This window comes from Paenibacillus sp. DMB5, from assembly GCF_001517085.1.
In the GTDB taxonomy this organism is placed as follows: Bacteria; Bacillota; Bacilli; order Paenibacillales; family Paenibacillaceae; genus Paenibacillus_AQ.
Genome location: NZ_LRAC01000124.1, coordinates 152,608 through 172,060, shown reverse-complemented (window position 1 = coordinate 172,060; position 19,453 = coordinate 152,608). Strand labels below are relative to the sequence as shown.

The window sequence follows — 19,453 nt, the reverse complement described above, 5'->3', positions numbered from 1 at the left end:
TCCGCTATCTTTATTTTAGCCTTATCAGCTGTAATTGTACAACTTTTGGATCCTGCATTATACTTTGTGAAGGATGACAAACTATAACACCAATAGAAGGAGGGAGATTAATTTGCCATCCAAACGCGTTGTTATTTTTGCCGGAGGTGTGCTGTCCGAGGACTTTTTGCACCATATAGATGAAGAGGATTTTATTATCGGGGCGGACAGCGGCGCATTATTTCTTGTCAGCCGCGGGATTACGCCGGATATCTCCGTCGGGGATTTTGATTCGGTAAGCCCTGAAGCGCTGGAGGAGATCAGAGCAGGCAGTAAAGAGACGATTACCTGCGATCCTGTTGACAAGGACCTGACTGACAGTGAGCTGGCGCTTGATCTGGCGCTGAACACCCAGCCTGAATCGATCCTAATGATGGGCGTAACAGGCACAAGAATGGACCATACGCTGGCCAGCATTCAGATGATGACGAGGGCGCTGCAGCGCCAGATAAGCTGTTCTGTAATGGATGCCAACAATTTTATCACGCTTACCGGATCACAGGTGCATGTTCATGAACAGGGCTTCACCTATGTCTCCCTGCTCCCGCTGACTCCTGAAGTAACCGGGATTACCCTGCAGGGCTTCCAGTATCCGCTGGACAATGCAACGCTCAAGCTGGGCCAGTCCCTCGCTGTCAGCAACCGGCTGCTGGAAGAGACAGGAACGGTTACCATCGAAAGCGGCCTGCTGCTTATCATCCAGAGCAAGGATTAATACATATCCGGAGACATCGTTGTAACCTTTGTTTCAAAAGTGTAAAACCGGGATTCCCCTTGATACATAAGGGTTTTCCGGTTTTTTTGTTATGCATTTTCTTATAATTATTAATTTTTTGTAACTTTTAATGTTTTTTTAATAAAACGCTTCCAACCCAGGCCCGGCTTGGATTCGAGACATTTATGGAAAAATATAGGCTGGTTATAAACTGCTATACTACGAAACAGAGAAAGAAACATTCAAGAAAGATATAAACCTGGGAGGTTTTTACAACATGAAGAAGCACCAATGGTTCAAGCAAGCGGTTGTCGTGGGAATGTGCACTACAATCGGACTGAGTACTCTGATGGCTACAGGAGCCGGCACAGCACCCGTTGCTGCCGCATCTGTGACAGCCTCTACCGGACAAAGCATCGTAAACTTCGGTAAAAAATATTTGGGCACCCGCTATCAATTCGGCGCTTCCACGTCGACTACTAGATATTTTGACTGCTCCTCTTTTACTAAATATATCTTTGCAAAATACGGTGTAAACCTGCCGCGTACCTCTGTAGCCCAATCCAAGGTCGGAAAAGCGGTCTCCAAATCGAATCTCCGTGTCGGCGACCTTGTGTTCTTCTCCAGCGGCAGCCGGGCTAACGGCAAGAACGTTACACACGTGGCTGTATACGCCGGCAACGGCAAAATCCTGCACACTTACGGTTCCCCGGGCGTAACCGTTTCAGACCTGAATTCCGGCAACTGGAAAAGAACGTATCTGAAAGCACGCCGGGTACTGTAGGAAGCTGTATATATCTGCTCCGTGTATTGAAAATACAGTTATACACCTGAGGGACTGCCGCTAGGCGCCCTCAGTACATAACCGGTGCCGCGCACCGTATGAATCAGCTTGTTCCGGTGACCTTTATCCACTTTGATCCGGATATGTCTGATGTACACATCGACCACATTGGTATCCGCATGAAAATGGTATCCCCAGACATGCCGTAGAATCTCGTCCCGGGGGCAGATTTCCCCCTGATTAACAGCGAGATAATACAGCAGGTCAAATTCTTTGGGGGTCAGGCTGAGCCTGATCCCGTCCCGGCTGACCAGCCTGCGGCTTGCATCCAGCATCAGGCCGTCGATTTTGATCAATGATTCAAGGCCGCGCCGGCGTCCGGTGAGCCAGAGCAGATTCTTCACCCTGCATCTGAATTCTTCATCATGGAGCGGGCTTAGCATATATTCATTTCCGCCTGCTTCAAATACAGCAACTGCCTCCTCGCTGCTCCCCCCGCCTGCTATTACCATTACCGGCATAAAGGTCCCCTGCGACCGGTACTCCGAGATGATCTCCCACCCCGGCCATGCCCCGGCATCACTAATTTCCGCAAGCAGCAGGACAGGCTGCATCCTGGTTAACAATAAGCGAAGATCCTCAGGATCTCGCTTATTGCCGTCTGAAGCCCCAGCTCACTCAGCTGCGCTTCCCTCTGCCCGCCATCTCTTCCCCCAGCCCTGAACCAAACGATTGTTTCATTCATCGTTTTTACCCCGCATCCATCAGCCTTGCAGAGCGGTAATCCCGCCGCAGATAATGCTTAGAGTCCCCACAAAGCAAAAAGACCATTCCGGAAGGAAGGGTCTTTCCTGCTCTATATGTGTCTGCAGTCTGCTGCAAAGGATTATTTCAAAAGATCAACTTCCTGAAATTTCGCAACCTCCGTTTCCCATCTCTCACTTACAAAAGCTTGATGGTCCGGATGATTATTATAGCTGTCGTAGTCCTCCTGATTCGCAAACTCCATCGAAAAGCAGAAGTCATATTCACACTTGGCACTTACCTGGCGCAGTGCCTCAAACTGGCGTACAACCGGAATGCCGCTAAGAATCTCTTCGCCGTCTTTAAGGAAGGCCTGTGCCTCCCTGGAATCTGCCGGAACCTTCAGCGTAAACAGCGCCATGTGCCGGATCGTTCCTGTCTCCATCATTTGTTCTCCCTTCGTCAGCCAAAATACCGGTGATATACGCTGCGCGCTGCGGCAATATCACTGGTTCCATGAATCAAGGCCCGCCCGTCAGCAAAGATAACCAGACGGTACGGTTCCTCTGTAAACGAGACTAAATACGGATTGCTGTCCACCTTGCCGGTGCCCAGATTTGCGAGCCTGGCAGCCGTCTCCTGCAGATTAAGCTGCCGGCGTTGCGCCGGCCGGATCTGCACGGTATCCCTGCCGCAGAGCACATCGCTGCGCTCGGTGTTCGCTGCGGTCAGATAAGGATAGACCGCATGGCTGCCGCATGACGGACAGTCTGCTTTTTTGGCAGCCTTCACTCCTATTTCCTGGTGTTCATTACGCCACACGTCAAAGCTCAGCAGTCTTCCGCGCAGCTGTTCGCGCCGGCCGCCCAGCAGCTTGAGCGCCTCTGCGGTTGCATTGGCAGTTACAAGCTGCGCCGCCTGCGGCAGAATGCCCGCCGTATCACAGGTATCTCCTCCCAGGGGAACGGTTCCAAGCAGGCAGTTCAGGCATGGTGTCTCGCCTGGAAGAATGGTGTATGTAATGCCGTAGCTGCCGACACAAGCCCCGTAAATCCAGGGAATGCCGTGTTTTTGAGCCATATCGTTGATGATCAGACGGGTGTCAAAATTATCAGTGCCATCCATGATCAGATCTACCCGGGACAACAGGCTCTCCAGTTCTTCCGCACGTACATCCATCACGTGGGCTTCTATCTGAATCTCCGAATTAATCTGCTGCAGCCTGACTTTAGCCGCCTCGGCTTTGGGGGTGCGCAGACGGGCATCCTCTTCCGTATAGAGCTGTTGGCGCTGAAGATTACTCCACTCCACATAATCCCGGTCAGCCAGAATCAGCCTTCCGACACCGCAGCGGGCCAGAGTCTCTGCAATTCCGGTTCCCAGCGCACCTGTACCTACAATTAATACATTGGCCTGTGCAAGCCCTGCCTGACCTCCTGCACCAAATGGTGCAAAGCGGACCTGACGGGAATAACGTCCGTTCCGGCCGGTGATTTGGATATTATTACTGTCGTTCATTCCTGTACAGCCCCCTATATTGAAGATCCGGGAAAAAGCAGCTTTTCAAGGCCGTTTTGCCCGGATCCCTGCAATTATTCTATACCTTCTGCGCAGACCATTGCTCAACATTCCAGGTTTTCGTTACCCAATCCTCGTAAAACTCGGGTTCATGGGAGACGAGCAGCACGGTACCTGTATACTCCTGTAATGCCCGCTTCAGCTCAGCCTTGGCAATAATATCAAGGTGATTGGTCGGTTCATCAAACAGAATCCAGTTACTCTCACGCATCATCAGCTTGCACAGGCGTACTTTAGCCTGTTCGCCCCCGCTGAGCATGCTCAGCGGGCGGCTGATATGCTCGTTTTTCAGCCCGCAGCGGGCCAGATAGCCGCGCACCTCATTCTGAGTAAGGCTGGAGAATTCATTCCAGACATCATCAATGGGCGTAACATTAGCAGCCTTCACTTCCTGCTGGAAGTAAGCGGAATACAAGTAATCCCCCAGGTAGGTTTTTCCGCTGAAAGGCGGTATCACTCCCAGAATGGTTTTCAGCAGTGTAGATTTCCCCACTCCGTTGCTGCCGACGATCGCAATTTTGTCACCACGTTCAATCAGCATGTTCAGCTTCGGCAGCAGCGGACGGTCATAGCCAATTTCGAAGTCAATCCCTTCAAACACGGTTTTACCGCTGGACCGGCTCTCTTTGAACGAGAAGCTCGGCTTGGCTGCTTCCTCTGGACGATCAATTCGCTCGATGCGGTCAAGCTGCTTTTCACGGCTCTTCGCCCGGCCTGAGGTGGAGGCGCGCGCTTTATTTTTCTGGATAAACTCCTCTTGCTTCTTGATGAATTCACGCTGTTTCTCATAGGCTTCAATATGCTGGTTCTTGTTCATTTCAGCCATATCCAGGAATTTCTCATAATTAGCCGTGTAACGCGTAAGCTTACCAAATTCCAGATGATACACGACATTAACGACCTTATTCATAAATTCGGTATCATGGGAAATCAGCATAAAAGCATACGGATATTGCTTCAGGTAGTTCGTCAGCCAGTCGATATGCTCAACGTCCAGGTAGTTCGTAGGCTCATCGAGCAGCAGTACATTTGGTTTCTCCAGAAGCAGCTTCGCCAGCAGCACCTTAGTCCGCTGTCCCCCGCTCAGTGAAGCCACATCACGGTCCAGCCCGATCGCCGAGAGTCCGAGGCCATTGCCCATTTCCTCAACTTTAACATCTATCAGATAGAAATCACCGATATCGAGCTGTTCTTGGATTTCACCCATCTGCTCCAGCAGCAGTTCAAGCTCCTCCGGTGATGCTTCGCCCATTCTGTCGGTAATTACCATCATTTCCTTCTCCAGCTCCAGCAGTGGCAGAAAGGCGTCTTTGAGCACGTCACGCACGGTTTTACCCGGTGTAAGATTTGTATGCTGATCCAGATAACCGAACCGGACCCGCGGCGTCCATTCCACTCTTCCGCTGTCCTTGAGCAATGTTCCGGTTAAAATATTCATCAGCGTCGATTTACCCGCGCCGTTCGCCCCTACAAATCCGACATGCTCACCGTCCAGCAGGCGGAAGGATACATTCTTGAACAATTGCCGGTCACCAAAATTATGTGAAACATTTTCTACAGTAAGTAAACTCATAAATTCTCGTTAAGCTCCTATCTAGTTTTAGCATGAGGCAATAATCTGTCTGTGTGCATATAACGAACATTTTAGCACAGGTGTCTACTTCACTGAAACAGGGATTAGCGGATTTTCGCCTTTTTCTGAAATATTCCACTGCGTTTTACAGGTAAATGGAGCTTTCCCGTCTCCGTCAGAAGGCGATCCAGCATATGGGTCAGCTTGCCGTTATGCTGAAAAGGATTTTGCTGCAGCGGCAGGCTGCACACCTTAACCCGGCCATGCAGCGCAGCTGCCAGCAGGTCAGCAGCTGAAGGGCCGGCCAGCGGCAGGCAAATGCGCCAATCCTCAGTGGGCATAAGCCGCTGCGCCGCAGCCAGTGCAGGGTATCCTCCAGCCGCCAGTCCGCCCCGGAAGACAGCAGCAGCGGAATGCCGCTGTTACCAAATACTTCAAGAGCCCCATCATAACCGCCTGTACCAAGGTCTACGACAATGTAACTGTAGGGTTTATCAAGGAGTCCTCTCAGATTACCGGCCGCAGGACGCCGCCAGTAATCTATTCCTTTCCAGCTGACAGGAACATCTGCTTCTTCTACCGGATGATCCAGCAGGCTGCATATCCGCTCATAGACGGTAGAATCGGGACTGAGGCCAACCCACGCCGTCTTTCCCTTCCGCGCAAGACAGCTACCGGCTGCCAGTGAAGTATGCGTTGTACCGAGGCCTTCGGCTACACCAAGCAGGGCGATGACCATGCCCTGCGAATTGGCGGAGAAATCTGGAGTTGGCTCCAGTCTACCTCTGATATCCCATGGATCAGGCTTGCTGCCGGACTCCGCTGCCGGCTCAAGCTCCAGCAGCACTTGCTGCGCACTTTGATATCTCTCTTCCGGATGGTAACGCAGCAGCCGGCGAATGACCGGGATCAGCGCCTCAGTGCTTCTGCCGTTCAGCCTGACCTCCATTCCCGTCTCCCAGCGGCTGTACAGCCCGCCGGAAGCCATATACAGCATGAGTGCTCCCAGACCGTACAGATCGGAGACCGGACTGCTCTGCCCGCTGCCGTATTGCTCGGGCGCAGCAAAACCGGCAGTGCCGAGCTTTTCGGTATCTTCCTCAGCTCCCTGTCTGTAGCTGCGGGCAATTCCGAAGTCGATGAGCCTCAGTTCACCGGTCTTAGTCAGCATAATATTTGCAGGCTTCAGGTCACGGTAGATAATCGGGGGATGATGGCTATGCAAGTAATGGAGTACCCCCAGCAGCTGGCGGGCATAGGAGATGATCTGTGCTCCATTCAGCGGTGCAGCTTGCTCCATAATATAATCCGACAGTGTGACGCCTTCTATATAATCCATTACCAGATAGCTGCAGCCCTGTTCATCCGGCGGAAAGAAATCCGTAACCCGCGGAAGCAGCCGGTGGTTCAGGGAAATAAGCAGCCCCGCCTCCGCTTCTGTTGCAACGTAACTCTCCTTCCGGCTGTAGCTCTCCTTCACGGCCCAGCACTGGCCCGGCAGGCGCATATCCTCAGCAAGATATACATGACTCATCCCCCCCGTGGCAAGCTTCCGTATAATCCGGTACCTCCCGCCCAGAAGAACCCCTTCTGCAAGCTTCGATTCAAAAATCATTAGCCGTCTCCCCTTCGATTGGATTATAAAAAAAAGAAAGCCTCCCGTGCTGCAGCCGGACCGGCTCAAGGCCGGAGGCGCAGACAACGGGAGGCTTTCCCGGATCTTCCTTATATTTATTCTGATTAATATTTAATCATATAAAGTGTTATTTCATCCCGGTTATGGAACAGCTGCTTTGCCCGCTGGAGCTGCATCCGTTCCCCTTCGAACATGGCGATGATCTCTTTGATCACTGCCATAGGCTTCTTGTGCATCAGCTTCACGGTAACTACGGCTGTTCCGCCCGGTGCGAGGCTGTGCAGCAGACCGGTGACGAGCTTAGCCATCAGCTTGGGACTCCAGCTCATGTCACATACGAGCAGATCAAATTCATTCTCGCTGAATTTGACTTCGCCGGCATTCTTGCGCAGAATCTTCAGGTTCGGCTGATTACGCAGCGATTCATGCATCAGCGCCGGATCGATTGCTGTAACCTTCAGGCCGCGTTCCAGCAGGAACGAAGTCCAGCCGCCGGGTGAAGCGCCGATATCCACAGCATTACGGAAGCTTGAGAACGGAATGGCAAATTCCTTTTCGGCTTCCATCAGCTTGAACTTGGCCCGTGAGATCTGTCCATCCTCCTTGCGGAAGCGGATCATCCCGCCGTTCCAGCTGGACAGGTTATCTTCCGGCCGGGAGACCCCGGCATACAGCGCATCCCCGTCTGCATAGACGGATATGATCCAGGAAGGGTCCTGCACAGTAAAGTCCGCTTCCAGGTCCGAGAGCCGCTCCTGCAGCCACTCGCGCAGTTCACCGGGACTGTCCGGCCAGAAGGAATTGGTACCCTTGCGGACATGCAGGGACACCTTTTGCCCCTCCAGCTCACTGCGCCGGCTCAGATAAACCGCCAGCCGCTCCATAGCGGACATATCACCCTGGTCCTGAAACTGGACCGGCTGGATATGCCGAAGGAAGATGGGCGGATTACTACTCAGCGCCTCAGCTATATCAGCAGGTTCGCCCTCCAGCGTAGCCAGAAAAATCTCACCCGGCAGCAGCAGCGTGCTCTTCACTGCTCCGAACAGACGGCGCAGCTCCTCCTGGGCATAAGGGGCAAAGCCGTGATTGGCGGTGCATATATAGCGGGACAGGATTGTATCTTCAGGAGCAGCAGCCTGCTCTCCGGTTTCTTGTTTTAAATCGTTCAAATCAATTGCCTCCAGGTCTGATTTTTATCCAGGGACGACCGCCATCCCATTCAACATCCACAGGAATATCAAATGTAGCCATGATCATTTCCTTCGTTAGTACTTCTTCTTTGGGTCCGGAGCCGGCCAGCTTGCCGTCGCGGATCAGCGCCACATGTGTAAAGAGCGGTACGATCTCTTCAACATGATGGGTAACATAGACGACCGAAACATTGCGCTGCTTCAGCTTGTCGACCTCCGCAAGCATTTTTTCCCGTTCATACAGGTCAAGACCGGCGCAGGGCTCGTCCATGATGAGCAGCTTCGGTTCAGCCATCAGGCATCTGGCCAGCATCGCCTTCTTGCGCTCACCCTGGGACAGGGTGCCGAACGGATGATAGGCCAGCCCGCCCAGATTCATATCTTCAAGCAATTTGATTGCCTGCTCCTTCACCTGCTGCGGAATCGCCTGATAGAAGCGGAGGTAAGCATAGGCACCGGTAGCTACCACTTCCCAGACGGGATCACTTAGTGACAGCTTTTCCATCAGGGATGGTCCGATATAACCGATTTCCTTGCGTACTTCACGGACATCGCACTGTCCGAACTTGTATCCGAGCACTTCGACCGACCCGCTGCTCGGGAACAGATAGCCCGTCATCATTTCGAGAATCGTTGTTTTGCCGGAGCCGTTCCGTCCCAGGATGACCCAGTTTTCACCCGGCTTCATATCCAGGGATACATCATCAAGAATCAGGCTTTGCTCTCTCCGCAGGGTAAGATGTTGTAATGATATCATTTATGAGGCCACTCTCCTTATGTAATCCAGCATCTGCTCTACAGAGCCCATCGAATACAAAATTTCCGGCCCGCCGGTCTGGTCAGCCCTGCAGACCATCAGCGCCGGCACACTTGATATACGGTAGCGGCTGACGATCCCCGGAAGCATGTTCACATTGGCTTCCGCAATTAGGAGGCCGGGAGGCAGCAGATGCGCTGCCACCTCCAGCATGCGGCGGGCGGCCTTGCAGGTCCCGCACAGCGGCGTATGCAAAAAGACGACCAGCGGTTCGCCTGGCTGCTCCAGCGCTAACGCCAGCTCCTGTTCATTCATCTGCTTAAATGTCTTCATATCGCAGTCACTCCTGCAGCAATTTCTGCCAGCAGCTCATGGCCTGGCGGGCCATTATGAAGCACAGTCCCTGCAGGGACAGCGGAATAGAGCAGTTCATACATAGCTTTGCGGCCCGCGGAACTTGAGGTGTGCAGATAGATTTCGCGCGGATATAGCCCTTCCAGCACGATCCGCCTTGCCACTTCATCCCCGCTGTAATCCTCCGGTCCCATATCATAATCCAGAGACAGGATATTGACCGCACACTCCCGCAGGAGCAGCAGGCATTCCTCCGTCGTTCTTGCCAGCGCAAAGCCCGCAGGCCGCTTGCGGCAATCATCCATAAATATGTTAATCACGGCTAACCCTCCGCTTCATACCATTTCCTTACAGCGGCAATCTCACCGCGGTGGGTGCCATCAGAACCTTTGGCGGTCTCCATGGCGACAGCCGCCCGGCGAAAAGGGGCTGTGAGCATCAGCTCCCGAAGCTTCTTTTCACCGATATGCCCCTGCCCGATACCAGCATGCCTGTCCCTGCGCAGCCCGCAAGGAAACACGGAATCATTCAGGTGAACCGCCACAAGATGAGGCCAGTAACCAAGCTTTGTTCCCCGCCCCAGCAGCTCATCTGTCTGTTCAGGGTTCCAGATACCAGCAGCATAAGCATGGCAGGTATCAAAGCAGAAGCCGATCTTCCCGGGATATCTGCTAAGCTCGCGGACCTTGACAAGCTCTTCCAGAGTCATACCTTCACGTCCGTGATTGCCGGCCTGGTTCTCAATCAGCAGCTTGGCCCGGCCCTCCCATGAATCGAGCGTTTCATTCATACATTGTATAATATTTTGATAGCCTTGTAACGGCTCAAGCGTGCCGAAGGTTCCGAAATGCACAACAATGCCCAGCGAGCCGCAGGCTTCGGCGATCTCCAGATCGTTGCGCAGTGACTCCACCATAACCTTTCTTGGAGAAGCACCGGCTGCCCCGGCGGCCATATTGGTTGGATAAGGGGTGTGGGCAATGGACACCATCTGATGCTTACGGCAAAAGTCCGCACAATCCTCTGCATCCCGCACATCAAGCGGCTTCAGCTTCAGGCTGCGCGGGTTCTTCGGAAAATACTGAAAGCATGCCGCACCGCTCTCCCAGGCGAACCGGGCCGCACGGCCGTATCCGCCGCGGATGCTGACATGTGCCCCGATTTTGGGGCTATCCTTCATGCTGGCAGTCCGGGCAGTAGAACACCTTGCGGCCGGACAGCTCAACTTTAACAATGTTTCCCCCGCCGCGCAGGCACGGTTCGCCTTCACGGTCATACACTTTGCACTGGTCATTATACGAGCCGGTTACAGTATCTCCGGCCATAAACGGCATTTCCATGTATCCGCCGATTTCGGTCGCTTCCGTCAGTACCTTGCGAACACTGTCATACAGGCGCGTAACGGCCTCCGGGGACAGATTCTGCACCAGGGCAGACGGCAGCAGCCTTGCTTCAAAAGCAATTTCATCCGCGTAGCAATTGCCGATGCCGGCCATCACCTGCTGGTTCACAAGCAGGGTCTTAAGCGCACCTCTGCGTCCTTTCAGCAGCGCCGCAAACCGCTCCGCCGTCATCCGGCGGTCCAAGAGCTCCGGTCCCAGCTTGCCCATCGCCGCTTCGCTCTCCTTCACCGACAGCAGATGCAGATACCCCAGACGCAGTCCCATGAAATACAGGATCTGGTCACCGAAGGCCAGCTCCACCTGGGTAGTCCGGTCCGGACGCTCCGCCTCTGTCCCGTAATACAGCAGCCCGCCCAGCATCAGATGCAGCAGCAGCCTGCGCCCGTCATGCAGATGGAACAGAATATGCTTGGCCCGGCGCTCCACAAATACAATACGGGCACCAAGCAGGGCATTTTTGAAGGCTTCAGCCTCCATGTTGATCGTCTTCTCCCGGTTTACGGTCACACCCGTAATCGGTACATTTATAAGATGCTGGCTAAGCAGCCTTCTGTAGTTCTCCATTTCCGGCAATTCCGGCATTGATCATCGTCCCTTCGAGGTTGGTAAAAAACTCACACCTTTGCCATTATACACCGAGCATTGCCATAAGTTCAGCTAAATCACTGCAAATTTCGTCAGGAGTTACACCTGTAACGGTTTTATAATGCTCCAGATTCTCCGCTGTAGTCAGGCCTGTCAGCACAAGCACAGTCCTGCAGCCGGCATTCACTCCTGCCGAAATATCTGTCCGCATATTATCTCCGACAACAACCGCTTCTTCCGGTTTGATACCAAGTATAGACGCCGCAAAGGTAATCAGGTGCGCTTCCGGCTTGCCGATCACCACCGGCGCAACACCGCTAGCCGCCTCAATTGCAGCGCCAATCGTTCCTGCTCCGGGCATAACCCCGTCATCAGACGGGAGCATTAAATCCGGATTGGTCAGCACGAACTTTGCCCCGCCCATAATCCAGCGGGAAGCCCTTGCAAGTGAATCATATGTAAAAGCTCTATAAATACCCTGAACGACATACTGCGGAGCATCTTCAACAATCTTCAGGCCTGCCGCCGCACAGGCATCAATCAGTCCCTCTTCCCCAAGTATCGCCACCCGTGCCTCCGGTAATTCCCCGGCGATATAACGCGCAGCCGCAAGTGAGGAGGTACACACTTCCTCCGGCATTGCTGCAATCCCCATTCCCCGCAAATGCGCAGCCACGCCGGCCGCTGTCCGTGAGGAATTATTCGTTACGAATAAAAAAGGAATTCCTGCCGACCGCAGCCCTTCGATCAGCTTATCCGCTCCGGGTATCATCCGCCCGCCATGAAACAGCGTTCCGTCCAGATCTATCAGCAAGCCTCCGATATTATTCATACAGCAGCCTCCTTCTTCTTGATTATTCTATTAACATAATTAACTATTAACACAATTAAATTAGATTAGACAGCTCAAAGCCGCTGCTTTTGCGCGATGATTAATACTAGTCACAATGTACCACTAGCCCCTCAGCGCCGTCCCGGTTTCGTCATAATCTCCACTGCTTCGTAGAGTAAACGGCACCTCTTTACTTAAAATTTAACGTTCCCAGTCGAACGTTAGCGAACGGCTGCAGTGACGGTGCTTTTTTGACAGCTCCCTGTCATTTCCTGCGCTTTCCCGGAAAATAATTTTGATTTCCCCGGTTATTTTCCGTTCCTACGCCCGCTTACTTTCTCCGGTATACCGGGAATGTGCAGAACTCCTCGGCCAGCAGAGTCTGCGGGAAAATCGCCTGCGCCTCGGCCAGCAGCGGAGCCAGCTCCTCCTGGGTTACATAGCGTGAGCTGAAGTGGGTCAGCAGCAGCTCACGGCCGCCCGCCTGACTGGCCAGCTCCGCCGCCTGGGCAGCCGTACTGTGATGATACTGATAGGCCATATCCGCCAGATCATGGGCGAAGGTTGCCTCATGGATAATCATATCCGCCCCCCGGGCCAGCGGCAGGCTGCCAGGGCATGGACGGGTATCGCCTAATATAGTAACAATCCGCCCCTTCTTCGGCTCACAGATCACTTCAGCCGCCCGGATAACCGTTCCGTCATCAGTCGTGATATCTTCACCCTTCTTCAGTCTTCCGTACAATGGGCCGGGCTTCAGCCCGTACCTCTGAAGCAGCTCTGTATTCAGGCTGCCGGGACTGTCCTTCTCCGTTACCCGGTATCCGTAGCTGTCAATCCGGTGCTCCAGCAGACCCGCTTCTACCTTGAAGGTGTCATCCTCGAAGATCAGTCCGCCCGTATGCTCTACAATCTCCAGCTTGTAGGGAACCCGGGACTGGCTGACTGACAGGGACACATCCAGAAAAGCCTTCAGCCCCGGCGGCCCGTACACCGTCAGCGGGGCCGTGCCTCCCTGATAGCCGCGGCTGGACAGCAGGCCGGGCAGGCCGAACAGGTGGTCACCGTGCAGATGGGTAATGAACAGCTTTTCCAGCTTGCCGAGCCGCAGCGGCGAGCGCAGCACCTGATGCTGTGTCCCTTCCCCGCAATCGAACATCCAGAAGCTGCGCCGTTCCTCCATCAGCCTGAGGGCCACTGAGGTTACATTGCGCTGTATTGTAGGCACTCCGGCATTGGTGCCAAGAAAATAGATTTCCATTCCAGATCCTCCCTTCTTCACTCTTTAATATGCACAGCAGCCGCAGCTGCTTAGTCTCTGAACTGAATTTTACCCTTTTTGGGCGCTGAAAGCACATTTTCTTTCTGGAGCTTCCCGTTACCAGCAAAAAACCTCCCGGTTACGGGAGGTCCGCTGCCGAAGAAGGATCGCTCCTCCTTCGCTAAGTTGAGGTTCAGTACGGGAGACTATTGCTTCTCCACATTGAAATACTGTGCTTCCGGATGGGCAAAGACCATCGCCGAGACAGAGGCTTCCGGCTCCATCATGAAGCCGTCTGTAAGCTGGACACCGATGTCCTCCGGCTTCATCAGCTTGAACAGCGGCCCTTGATCCTCCAAATCCGGGCAGGCCGGATATCCGAAGGATACGCGGATCCCCTGGTAGCGGGCGCCGTGCCGCTGCTTCATTGTCATATCCGCCGGATCAGGGAACCCCCACGTATCCCGCATCATGTGATGGACACGCTCGGCCAGCCCTTCGGCTACTTCCAGCGCGACTGCCTGCAGGGCATGGGAACGGAGGTAGTCTCCTTTATCCTTCAGTTCGGTCGACATTTCACGGACTCCGTGTCCCGCCGTTACGACCAGGAAGCCGACATAATCCATAACCCCGCTGTCCACCGGCTTCAGGAAGTCGGCAAGGCACAGATAAGGCTCTACATTCTGCCTCGGGAAAGTAAAGGTATGCAGCACGCTCGACGGGTCCTGCGGATCGTAGATCAGAATATCGTTGCCGCGCGACTGCGCCGGGAAGAACTGATACATCGCATGAGGGGCAATTGTCCCCTCTACCATCGCCTGATGCAGAATATCATCGACCGTCTCCTTGAGCTCAACCGTACGCTTGTCTCCGGCAGCAAGCTGGGCTTCCACCGAGCCGCGCAGGCCGAGATGATGGCCGAGCAGCATCTGCATGTTCACATAAGGGACAATGTGGCCGAGCGGATAATTACGCAGCACATGACGCTCGAGATCCGGCGGCGTGAATACCGGCGCATCCGCTGAAATCTTCGAGCGGACAGCCCGGGTCAGTTCCGGAAGCTCCTGCTTCGGAGCTACCGCCACTGCAGCCTCGGCTTCCTGGCGCACCTCTTCCTCCAGCTTGACCCGCTCCAGCGGATTCATCAGCCTGTTGGCAAGATCAAGGCCGTCCATTGCGTCCTTGGCGTACAGAACCAGGCCGTCATATTCCGGCCGGATCCGGGTTTTGGTGAATTTGCGGGTCACGCCGCGCCTCCTACCATAATCGGCACATCAATGCCGGCGGAACGCAGGTCCTGTGCAGTGGTGACCATCTGCTGCGCCGATTTGACCAGCAGGCCGGACAGGCCGATGGCATCCGCCTTTTCACGGCGGAAGGCTTCGATAATATTCTCCGGCGGCACCTTGATCCCCAGATTGATGATCTGATAGCCGTTGTTGGACAGGATGATCTCCACCAGGTTTTTACCGATGTCATGAACATCACCTTTGACAGTTGCCAGCATAATCTTGCCTTTCACGGCGGTCTCATCCTTCTCCATGAACTGCTCCAGATGGGCAACCGACGCCTTCATCACTTCAGCACTTTGCAGTACTTCAGCGACAATCAGCTCATTGTTGTTAAACAGCCGCCCCACTTCGGACATGCCTGCCATCAGCGGCCCGTTGATGATTTCCAGCGGACTGTCCTTGGTCAGAGCTTCATTCAGGTCGGGAATCAGCCCTTCCTTGGTCCCTTCAACAACATAAGAGGCCAGCCGCTCCTCCAGCGACAGATTGGAGATCTTTTCTTTCTTCTCCACCTTCTTCTCACGGAAGGCAGCGACAAAGGCAGCCAGTGTCTCATCATTTGTATTGTAGATCAGCTCTTCGGCAAGCTTGCGCTCCTCTTCCGGAATGGAGGCATAACGTTCTACCTTCTCGGTGTTCACAATCGCATAGTCCAGTCCTGCCTTGGTGCATTCGTAGAGGAACACCGAGTTCAATACTTCACGGCCGGCTTCCGGCAGTCCGAAGGAGACGTTACTGATGCCCAGGATGGTGTGAACTCCGGGAAGGGCTTCCTTGATCAGCCGGATTCCATCTATCGTTTCCTTGGCTGACCCGATATACTGCTCATCCCCTGTACCGACAGGGAATACCAGAGTATCAAAGATCAGGTCCTCCGGCTGCAGGCCGTATTTGTTGACCAGCAGATCATAGGAGCGCTTGGCAACGGCAAGCTTGTCATCCGCCTTGATGGCCTGTCCGGTTTCGTCAATGGTACCGACTACAATTGCTCCCCCGTACTTGTGAATTAGCGGGGTAACATGCTCGAACTTCTCCTCGCCGTCTTCAAGGTTAATGGAGTTAATTATCGCCTTACCCTGGCAGTATTGCAGCGCCAGGTCAATAACCTTAGGGTCTGTTGTATCAATCATCAGCGGAACTTTGACCTTTTTGACCACCAGCTCCAGGAATTTCTTGATATCTTCGCTTTCATCGCGGTCCGGATCCTGCACACAGACATCAATCACCTGCGCCCCGCTCTTGACCTGTGCCCTGGCAATCTCCGAGGCCTCCTCGTATTTGCCTTCGACAATCAGCCGTTTGAATTTCCGCGAGCCCAGCACGTTTGTACGTTCCCCGACCATGTACGGGCGGTTGGCATCCTCCACATATACAGGCTCAATCCCCGACAAGGCCGGCGGGTGAGTCCCGTTCAGCTGGCGCGGCGGATACGCCGTGATCATTTCGGCCATAGCCCGGATATGATCCGGTGTCGTTCCGCAGCATCCGCCGGCAATGTTCAGCCAGCCCTTCTCGGCAAAGCCAGCCAGCTTGCGGGCCAGCGACTCGGGCGATTCATGGTAGTTCCCGTTCTCATCCGGCAGCCCGGCATTCGGATAACAGCTCACCGCCGCTGAAGAAATTTCCGACAGCGAACGGATGTGGTCACGCATGAACTCCGGCCCGGTCGCACAGTTCAGCCCGATCGAGATCGGCTTCAGATGCTCAAGTGAAATGTAGAAGGCTTCAATATTCTGGCCGGCCAGCGTTGTGCCCATCGGCTCAATCGTACCGGAGATCATAACAGGCAGCGTAATGCCGGTCTCTTCAAAAGCATTGCGGATTCCGATGCTGCCGGCTTTTACATTCAGCGTATCCTGCGAGGTTTCCAGCAGCAGGGCATCGACCTTGCCGTCGATCAGGGCAACCGCCTGCTCCTGATAGCTGCTCACCAGCTCCTGGAAGGTCACGCCGCCGGTAACGGACAGCGTCTTGGTCGTCGGTCCCATCGCTCCCACCACATAACGCGGATGCTCCGGCGTATCATATTTGTCTGCGGCATTCCGGGCCAGCCTGGCCGCTTCCAGATTAATCTCCCGCGCCTTCTGCGGGATATCATATTCCGCAAGCACGACCGAAGTCGCGCCAAAGGTATTGGTCTCAATCAGATCTGCGCCCGCCTCCAGATACTTCTCATGTATACTCTGGATGACCTCAGGGCGCGTTAGCACCAGCATTTCATTACAGCCGTCGAGCTCTTCACCGCCAAAATCCTCTCCGGTAAGGGGAACCTGTTGAATCATCGTACCCATTGCTCCGTCCAGAATCAGTATGCGCTGCTGCAAGCTCTCAGCAAGTGTATGTTTAGCCACTTCATATCCCCCCCGAAAAACATTAGAGTTAGTTTAGCAGAATAAAGCGAAATCGGAAAGCATTGCTTTCCACTCTGCATAATTGTTATTTTTTGGCGGTTCAGGGGGCGGCACCGTTAAGGTACTATTGTAAGCTCCTTGCTTGGCATGGAGTGCTGCGTACGGGCTGTTACATGCGAAGTTACGCTGTACCCGCCCTCCTGTTCAAACACCGTCTCCGCCTCATATACCCCATTTCCGGCAGCTGTTCCCTTAAGCTCAAGCTTTACCGTCTCATCATTTTTGCTGACAATTTCAAACAGCACTTCGCGGGCATCATCCACCGGTTCACCGGCCTGGGTAACCACCGCCTGAAAAAGGACCGGCTCATTTACCCTGCCCTGCTCCGGACTCCAGCCCAGCTCCACCTTGATAGGTTCCATAGAGACATTTGCCGCAGCATGCATGTGTTCATGCTCTGCACTGCTTGCTGAACAGCCTCCCAGTGAAATCGCAGCAACAATAAATAGTGCAGCAGCCAGCTGCTTAGGTTTGATCATCCGGCATCCTCCCGATTGGATAGTGAATTCCATTCGAAGCTTACAGCGCGAGTAATCCATTCTGCTTCTATTATACATATAATTTTAAATATTGCCCCGGTATTAATCGTTAACAGGATTAAAAGCGGGATATTCATTTCCCGCCCAACGTTCTCCCTGTAACCATGAGGCCGTTCTCAGCATAAACTGTTGCCATAATGACTTCAGAGGGGTTGTTGAGTACATTGATTAACAAAGATCCTGTGTATCACATTTTAAAGCTGCTGCAAGAACAGGGAGAGCCTCACTTCAGACAAATAGGCATTGATGAAAGAGACTTTATTGTGGCGCTGCAGCACATCCAGGAGGCCGGCTATACGGACAGAACCGGAAACGGACTCAGTCAGGCCGGGCTCGACTACATCACCGGTTATGAACGAAGAACCAATGACAGCCGGAACTAAGCTTTATAGCAGCATAAATACCCGTAATCATGGATTACGGGTATTTCATGTTAAGATAGACGTAAAGGGGATGAGTTAACTGAAATTACTGAATAAGCTATACTCAGAATATCTGGTTATACCCAGGTCTTTCCGCAAGCTGATGTTATGGGCATGGATTGTTTTATTTTTCATCGCCGGATACAGGTTGGGCTGGTTTAATTGGCGCTGATACTGTTTATCCGTTCCCCTCATTTCAGTCTTTCCGAACCGTTTCGTAACGCTCGCGGATTTCCAGGTTTTTGGAATGGTTATATAAATCCAGAGCTGTAATAGCTCTAAGCGCAAGCTTTACAAAAAGAACAAACGCAACAATCCCTGCCCCTATACATGCCAGCCACATCAAATAGAAAAAGATACTAAATGCACCGCTAACAAAAAATCCGGGTTGGCTCACCATCAGATAAATCAGCTCCTTATAGAAAGTATTTACCGAGTATACTTCATTTGGAACAATATGTATGTGAAGAATAGGAAATTCTTATGTCGAATAAACTTATATACATGAAAAAACCGGCCCCCTCTACAGGAAACCGGCTAAAAAAACTTATAGTGATTGCACCAGCGGAAGCAGCTCGGAGAGATGGCCGATTCTGTAATCCGGCTGAATGTCGGGATCCGGTTCTTTCTCTGTCCGGTTGATCCAGACCGTCGTCAGGCCTGCGGACAAGCCGCCGATAATATCCGTCGTGAGCTTATCGCCCACCATGATCCCCTGCTCAGGTGCGATATCGAGCAATTGAAGCGCATGCTGGAAAATAGCCTTGTCCGGTTTGCCTCTGCCGAAGCTCCCGGAGATCACTACATGATCAAAGTATGGAATAAGCTCCGGAACACCGTTCAGCTTCTCCTGCTGCAGGGCCGGGCAGCCATTGGTCAGCAGCAGAAGTTTCACTTTGCCGCGCAGCTCATCCAGAACCTGCAGTGTCTCTTCATACATATACGGACGGCTCCGCCGTTCTTCACCAAACTTCGCAGCCAGGCGCTCAGCAAGCGCTTCATCCTTAATACCCAGCGCTTCCAGGCCGCGGCGCCAGGATTCCTTGCGGTATGCCGGAGCAAGCTGCTCCAGCTGGCGGAATTCCGGTTGCTCCCCGGCAGTAAAGTTCGCCCAAAGTGCCTCGAACGGATTAATCCCGATCATTTTCGTAAACGGAAATGTCTCATAAGATTCATAGAGGCTTCTGGCCTCCCTGCGGACTGCAGCCTCCAGCTCATGAGGATCAACAGTGTCACCTGCTGCTTCGCAGGCGGCACGGAAGGCTTCCTCGACGCTCCGTTCATCCCAGAGCAGTGTATCGTCAAGATCAAATAGTACGGCGGTAATCGGCATAA

Annotated in this window: 19 protein-coding genes and 1 pseudogene; 3 read left to right on the top strand and 17 right to left on the bottom strand. The window is 53.4% G+C overall.

The features are described from left to right. The first annotated feature begins 112 nt into the window (after positions 1–112). Together AWJ19_RS15595 and AWJ19_RS15590 are read left to right on the top strand one after the other, a co-directional pair. Complete coding sequence (locus tag AWJ19_RS15595) at positions 113–754, top strand: thiamine diphosphokinase (RefSeq protein WP_128083618.1); 642 nt, start codon at positions 113–115, stop codon at positions 752–754. Between the two features lie 277 nt (positions 755–1,031). Further along, complete coding sequence (locus AWJ19_RS15590; RefSeq protein WP_068725032.1) at positions 1,032–1,538, top strand: C40 family peptidase; 507 nt, start codon at positions 1,032–1,034, stop codon at positions 1,536–1,538. A 38-nt stretch (positions 1,539–1,576) separates the two neighbouring features. On the opposite strand, the gene AWJ19_RS15585 is transcribed toward AWJ19_RS15590, so the two are convergent. The 15 genes and pseudogenes from AWJ19_RS15585 to AWJ19_RS15515 form a co-directional block, all read right to left on the bottom strand. After that, a complete protein-coding gene (locus tag AWJ19_RS15585; protein ID WP_068725030.1) occupies positions 1,577–2,164 on the bottom strand; it encodes a response regulator transcription factor in 588 nt (195 codons plus the stop codon). Positions 2,165–2,424: 260 nt separating this feature from the next. Continuing rightward, complete coding sequence (locus tag AWJ19_RS15580) at positions 2,425–2,730, bottom strand: Dabb family protein (protein WP_347231119.1); 306 nt, start codon at positions 2,728–2,730, stop codon at positions 2,425–2,427. Positions 2,731–2,744: 14 nt separating this feature from the next. Next, positions 2,745–3,800 (bottom strand): ThiF family adenylyltransferase, encoded by a 1,056-nt coding sequence (locus AWJ19_RS15575; RefSeq protein ID WP_082707914.1) that lies wholly within the window; start codon positions 3,798–3,800, stop codon positions 2,745–2,747. A 79-nt stretch (positions 3,801–3,879) separates the two neighbouring features. Then, positions 3,880–5,433, bottom strand: a complete 1,554-nt coding sequence (locus AWJ19_RS15570) for an ABC-F family ATP-binding cassette domain-containing protein (protein ID WP_068725026.1) — start codon at positions 5,431–5,433, stop codon at positions 3,880–3,882. 199 nt (positions 5,434–5,632) lie between these two features. Then, a complete protein-coding gene (locus AWJ19_RS15565) occupies positions 5,633–7,048 on the bottom strand; it encodes a serine/threonine-protein kinase (protein WP_082707913.1) in 1,416 nt (471 codons plus the stop codon). A 125-nt stretch (positions 7,049–7,173) separates the two neighbouring features. Continuing rightward, entirely contained in the window at positions 7,174–8,241 is a 1,068-nt protein-coding gene (locus AWJ19_RS15560; protein ID WP_128083617.1) for an SAM-dependent methyltransferase, read from the bottom strand. A gap of 1 nt (position 8,242) precedes the next feature. After that, a complete protein-coding gene (locus AWJ19_RS15555) occupies positions 8,243–9,019 on the bottom strand; it encodes an ATP-binding cassette domain-containing protein (protein WP_068725023.1) in 777 nt (258 codons plus the stop codon). Then, the gene (locus tag AWJ19_RS15550; RefSeq protein ID WP_068725022.1) at positions 9,020–9,352 is read right to left on the bottom strand and encodes a thioredoxin family protein; all 333 of its coding nucleotides are present in this window, start codon (positions 9,350–9,352) and stop codon (positions 9,020–9,022) included. Then, positions 9,349–9,693: a cyclic-phosphate processing receiver domain-containing protein gene (locus tag AWJ19_RS15545; protein ID WP_068725020.1), complete on the bottom strand. Its 345-nt coding sequence runs from the start codon at positions 9,691–9,693 to the stop codon at positions 9,349–9,351. The genes AWJ19_RS15550 and AWJ19_RS15545 overlap by 4 nt, the downstream gene beginning before the upstream one ends. 2 nt (positions 9,694–9,695) lie before the next feature. Continuing rightward, positions 9,696–10,553 carry a deoxyribonuclease IV gene (locus AWJ19_RS15540; RefSeq protein WP_068725018.1) on the bottom strand — a complete coding sequence of 286 codons (858 nt, stop codon included), beginning with the start codon at positions 10,551–10,553 and terminating at the stop codon, positions 9,696–9,698. Beyond that, positions 10,543–11,358, bottom strand: coding sequence for a DNA-formamidopyrimidine glycosylase family protein (locus AWJ19_RS15535; RefSeq protein WP_068725017.1), 816 nt, complete (start codon positions 11,356–11,358; stop codon positions 10,543–10,545). Before AWJ19_RS15535 ends, AWJ19_RS15540 begins: the two co-directional genes overlap by 11 nt. Positions 11,359–11,404: 46 nt before the next feature. Beyond that, on the bottom strand, positions 11,405–12,193 hold the full coding sequence (locus tag AWJ19_RS15530) for an HAD-IIA family hydrolase (protein ID WP_068725015.1): 789 nt from the start codon (positions 12,191–12,193) through the stop codon (positions 11,405–11,407). A 331-nt stretch (positions 12,194–12,524) separates the two neighbouring features. Continuing rightward, a complete protein-coding gene (gene rnz, locus AWJ19_RS15525; RefSeq protein ID WP_068725013.1) occupies positions 12,525–13,454 on the bottom strand; it encodes a ribonuclease Z in 930 nt (309 codons plus the stop codon). Between the two features lie 206 nt (positions 13,455–13,660). Next, positions 13,661–17,097 (bottom strand): annotated as a pseudogene (gene metH, locus AWJ19_RS15520) (methionine synthase). A 116-nt stretch (positions 17,098–17,213) separates the two neighbouring features. Then, positions 17,214–17,636: a FixH family protein gene (locus AWJ19_RS15515; RefSeq protein WP_068725011.1), complete on the bottom strand. Its 423-nt coding sequence runs from the start codon at positions 17,634–17,636 to the stop codon at positions 17,214–17,216. A 224-nt stretch (positions 17,637–17,860) separates the two neighbouring features. Between AWJ19_RS15515 and AWJ19_RS15510 the strand changes: the two genes are divergently transcribed. Then, positions 17,861–18,079 carry a hypothetical protein gene (locus AWJ19_RS15510; RefSeq protein WP_068725010.1) on the top strand — a complete coding sequence of 73 codons (219 nt, stop codon included), beginning with the start codon at positions 17,861–17,863 and terminating at the stop codon, positions 18,077–18,079. Positions 18,080–18,314: 235 nt separating this feature from the next. Here AWJ19_RS15510 and AWJ19_RS15505 read toward each other — a convergent pair whose 3' ends face one another. Together AWJ19_RS15505 and AWJ19_RS15500 are read right to left on the bottom strand one after the other, a co-directional pair. Continuing rightward, the gene (locus tag AWJ19_RS15505) at positions 18,315–18,518 is read right to left on the bottom strand and encodes a hypothetical protein (RefSeq protein ID WP_068725008.1); all 204 of its coding nucleotides are present in this window, start codon (positions 18,516–18,518) and stop codon (positions 18,315–18,317) included. A gap of 147 nt (positions 18,519–18,665) precedes the next feature. Then, positions 18,666–19,451: an HAD family hydrolase gene (locus AWJ19_RS15500; RefSeq protein ID WP_068725006.1), complete on the bottom strand. Its 786-nt coding sequence runs from the start codon at positions 19,449–19,451 to the stop codon at positions 18,666–18,668. Between the last annotated feature and the right edge of the window lie 2 nt (positions 19,452–19,453).

What these genes read in the sequence shown, in the direction of transcription:
- AWJ19_RS15540 (WP_068725018.1), bottom strand. Translation starts at nt 10,553, where the DNA reads ATGAAGGATAGCCCCAAAATCGGGGCACATGTCAGCATCCGCGGCGGA.
- AWJ19_RS15500 (WP_068725006.1), bottom strand. Translation starts at nt 19,451, where the DNA reads ATGCCGATTACCGCCGTACTATTTGATCTTGACGATACACTGCTCTGG.
- AWJ19_RS15565 (WP_082707913.1), bottom strand. Translation starts at nt 7,048, where the DNA reads ATGATTTTTGAATCGAAGCTTGCAGAAGGGGTTCTTCTGGGCGGGAGG.
- AWJ19_RS15555 (WP_068725023.1), bottom strand. Translation starts at nt 9,019, where the DNA reads ATGATATCATTACAACATCTTACCCTGCGGAGAGAGCAAAGCCTGATT.
- AWJ19_RS15550 (WP_068725022.1), bottom strand. Translation starts at nt 9,352, where the DNA reads ATGAAGACATTTAAGCAGATGAATGAACAGGAGCTGGCGTTAGCGCTG.
- AWJ19_RS15515 (WP_068725011.1), bottom strand. Translation starts at nt 17,636, where the DNA reads ATGATCAAACCTAAGCAGCTGGCTGCTGCACTATTTATTGTTGCTGCG.
- AWJ19_RS15575 (WP_082707914.1), bottom strand. Translation starts at nt 3,800, where the DNA reads ATGAACGACAGTAATAATATCCAAATCACCGGCCGGAACGGACGTTAT.
- AWJ19_RS15535 (WP_068725017.1), bottom strand. Translation starts at nt 11,358, where the DNA reads ATGCCGGAATTGCCGGAAATGGAGAACTACAGAAGGCTGCTTAGCCAG.
- AWJ19_RS15590 (WP_068725032.1), top strand. Translation starts at nt 1,032, where the DNA reads ATGAAGAAGCACCAATGGTTCAAGCAAGCGGTTGTCGTGGGAATGTGC.
- AWJ19_RS15580 (WP_347231119.1), bottom strand. Translation starts at nt 2,730, where the DNA reads ATGATGGAGACAGGAACGATCCGGCACATGGCGCTGTTTACGCTGAAG.
- AWJ19_RS15530 (WP_068725015.1), bottom strand. Translation starts at nt 12,193, where the DNA reads ATGAATAATATCGGAGGCTTGCTGATAGATCTGGACGGAACGCTGTTT.
- AWJ19_RS15570 (WP_068725026.1), bottom strand. Translation starts at nt 5,433, where the DNA reads ATGAGTTTACTTACTGTAGAAAATGTTTCACATAATTTTGGTGACCGG.
- rnz (WP_068725013.1), bottom strand. Translation starts at nt 13,454, where the DNA reads ATGGAAATCTATTTTCTTGGCACCAATGCCGGAGTGCCTACAATACAG.
- AWJ19_RS15505 (WP_068725008.1), bottom strand. Translation starts at nt 18,518, where the DNA reads ATGGTGAGCCAACCCGGATTTTTTGTTAGCGGTGCATTTAGTATCTTT.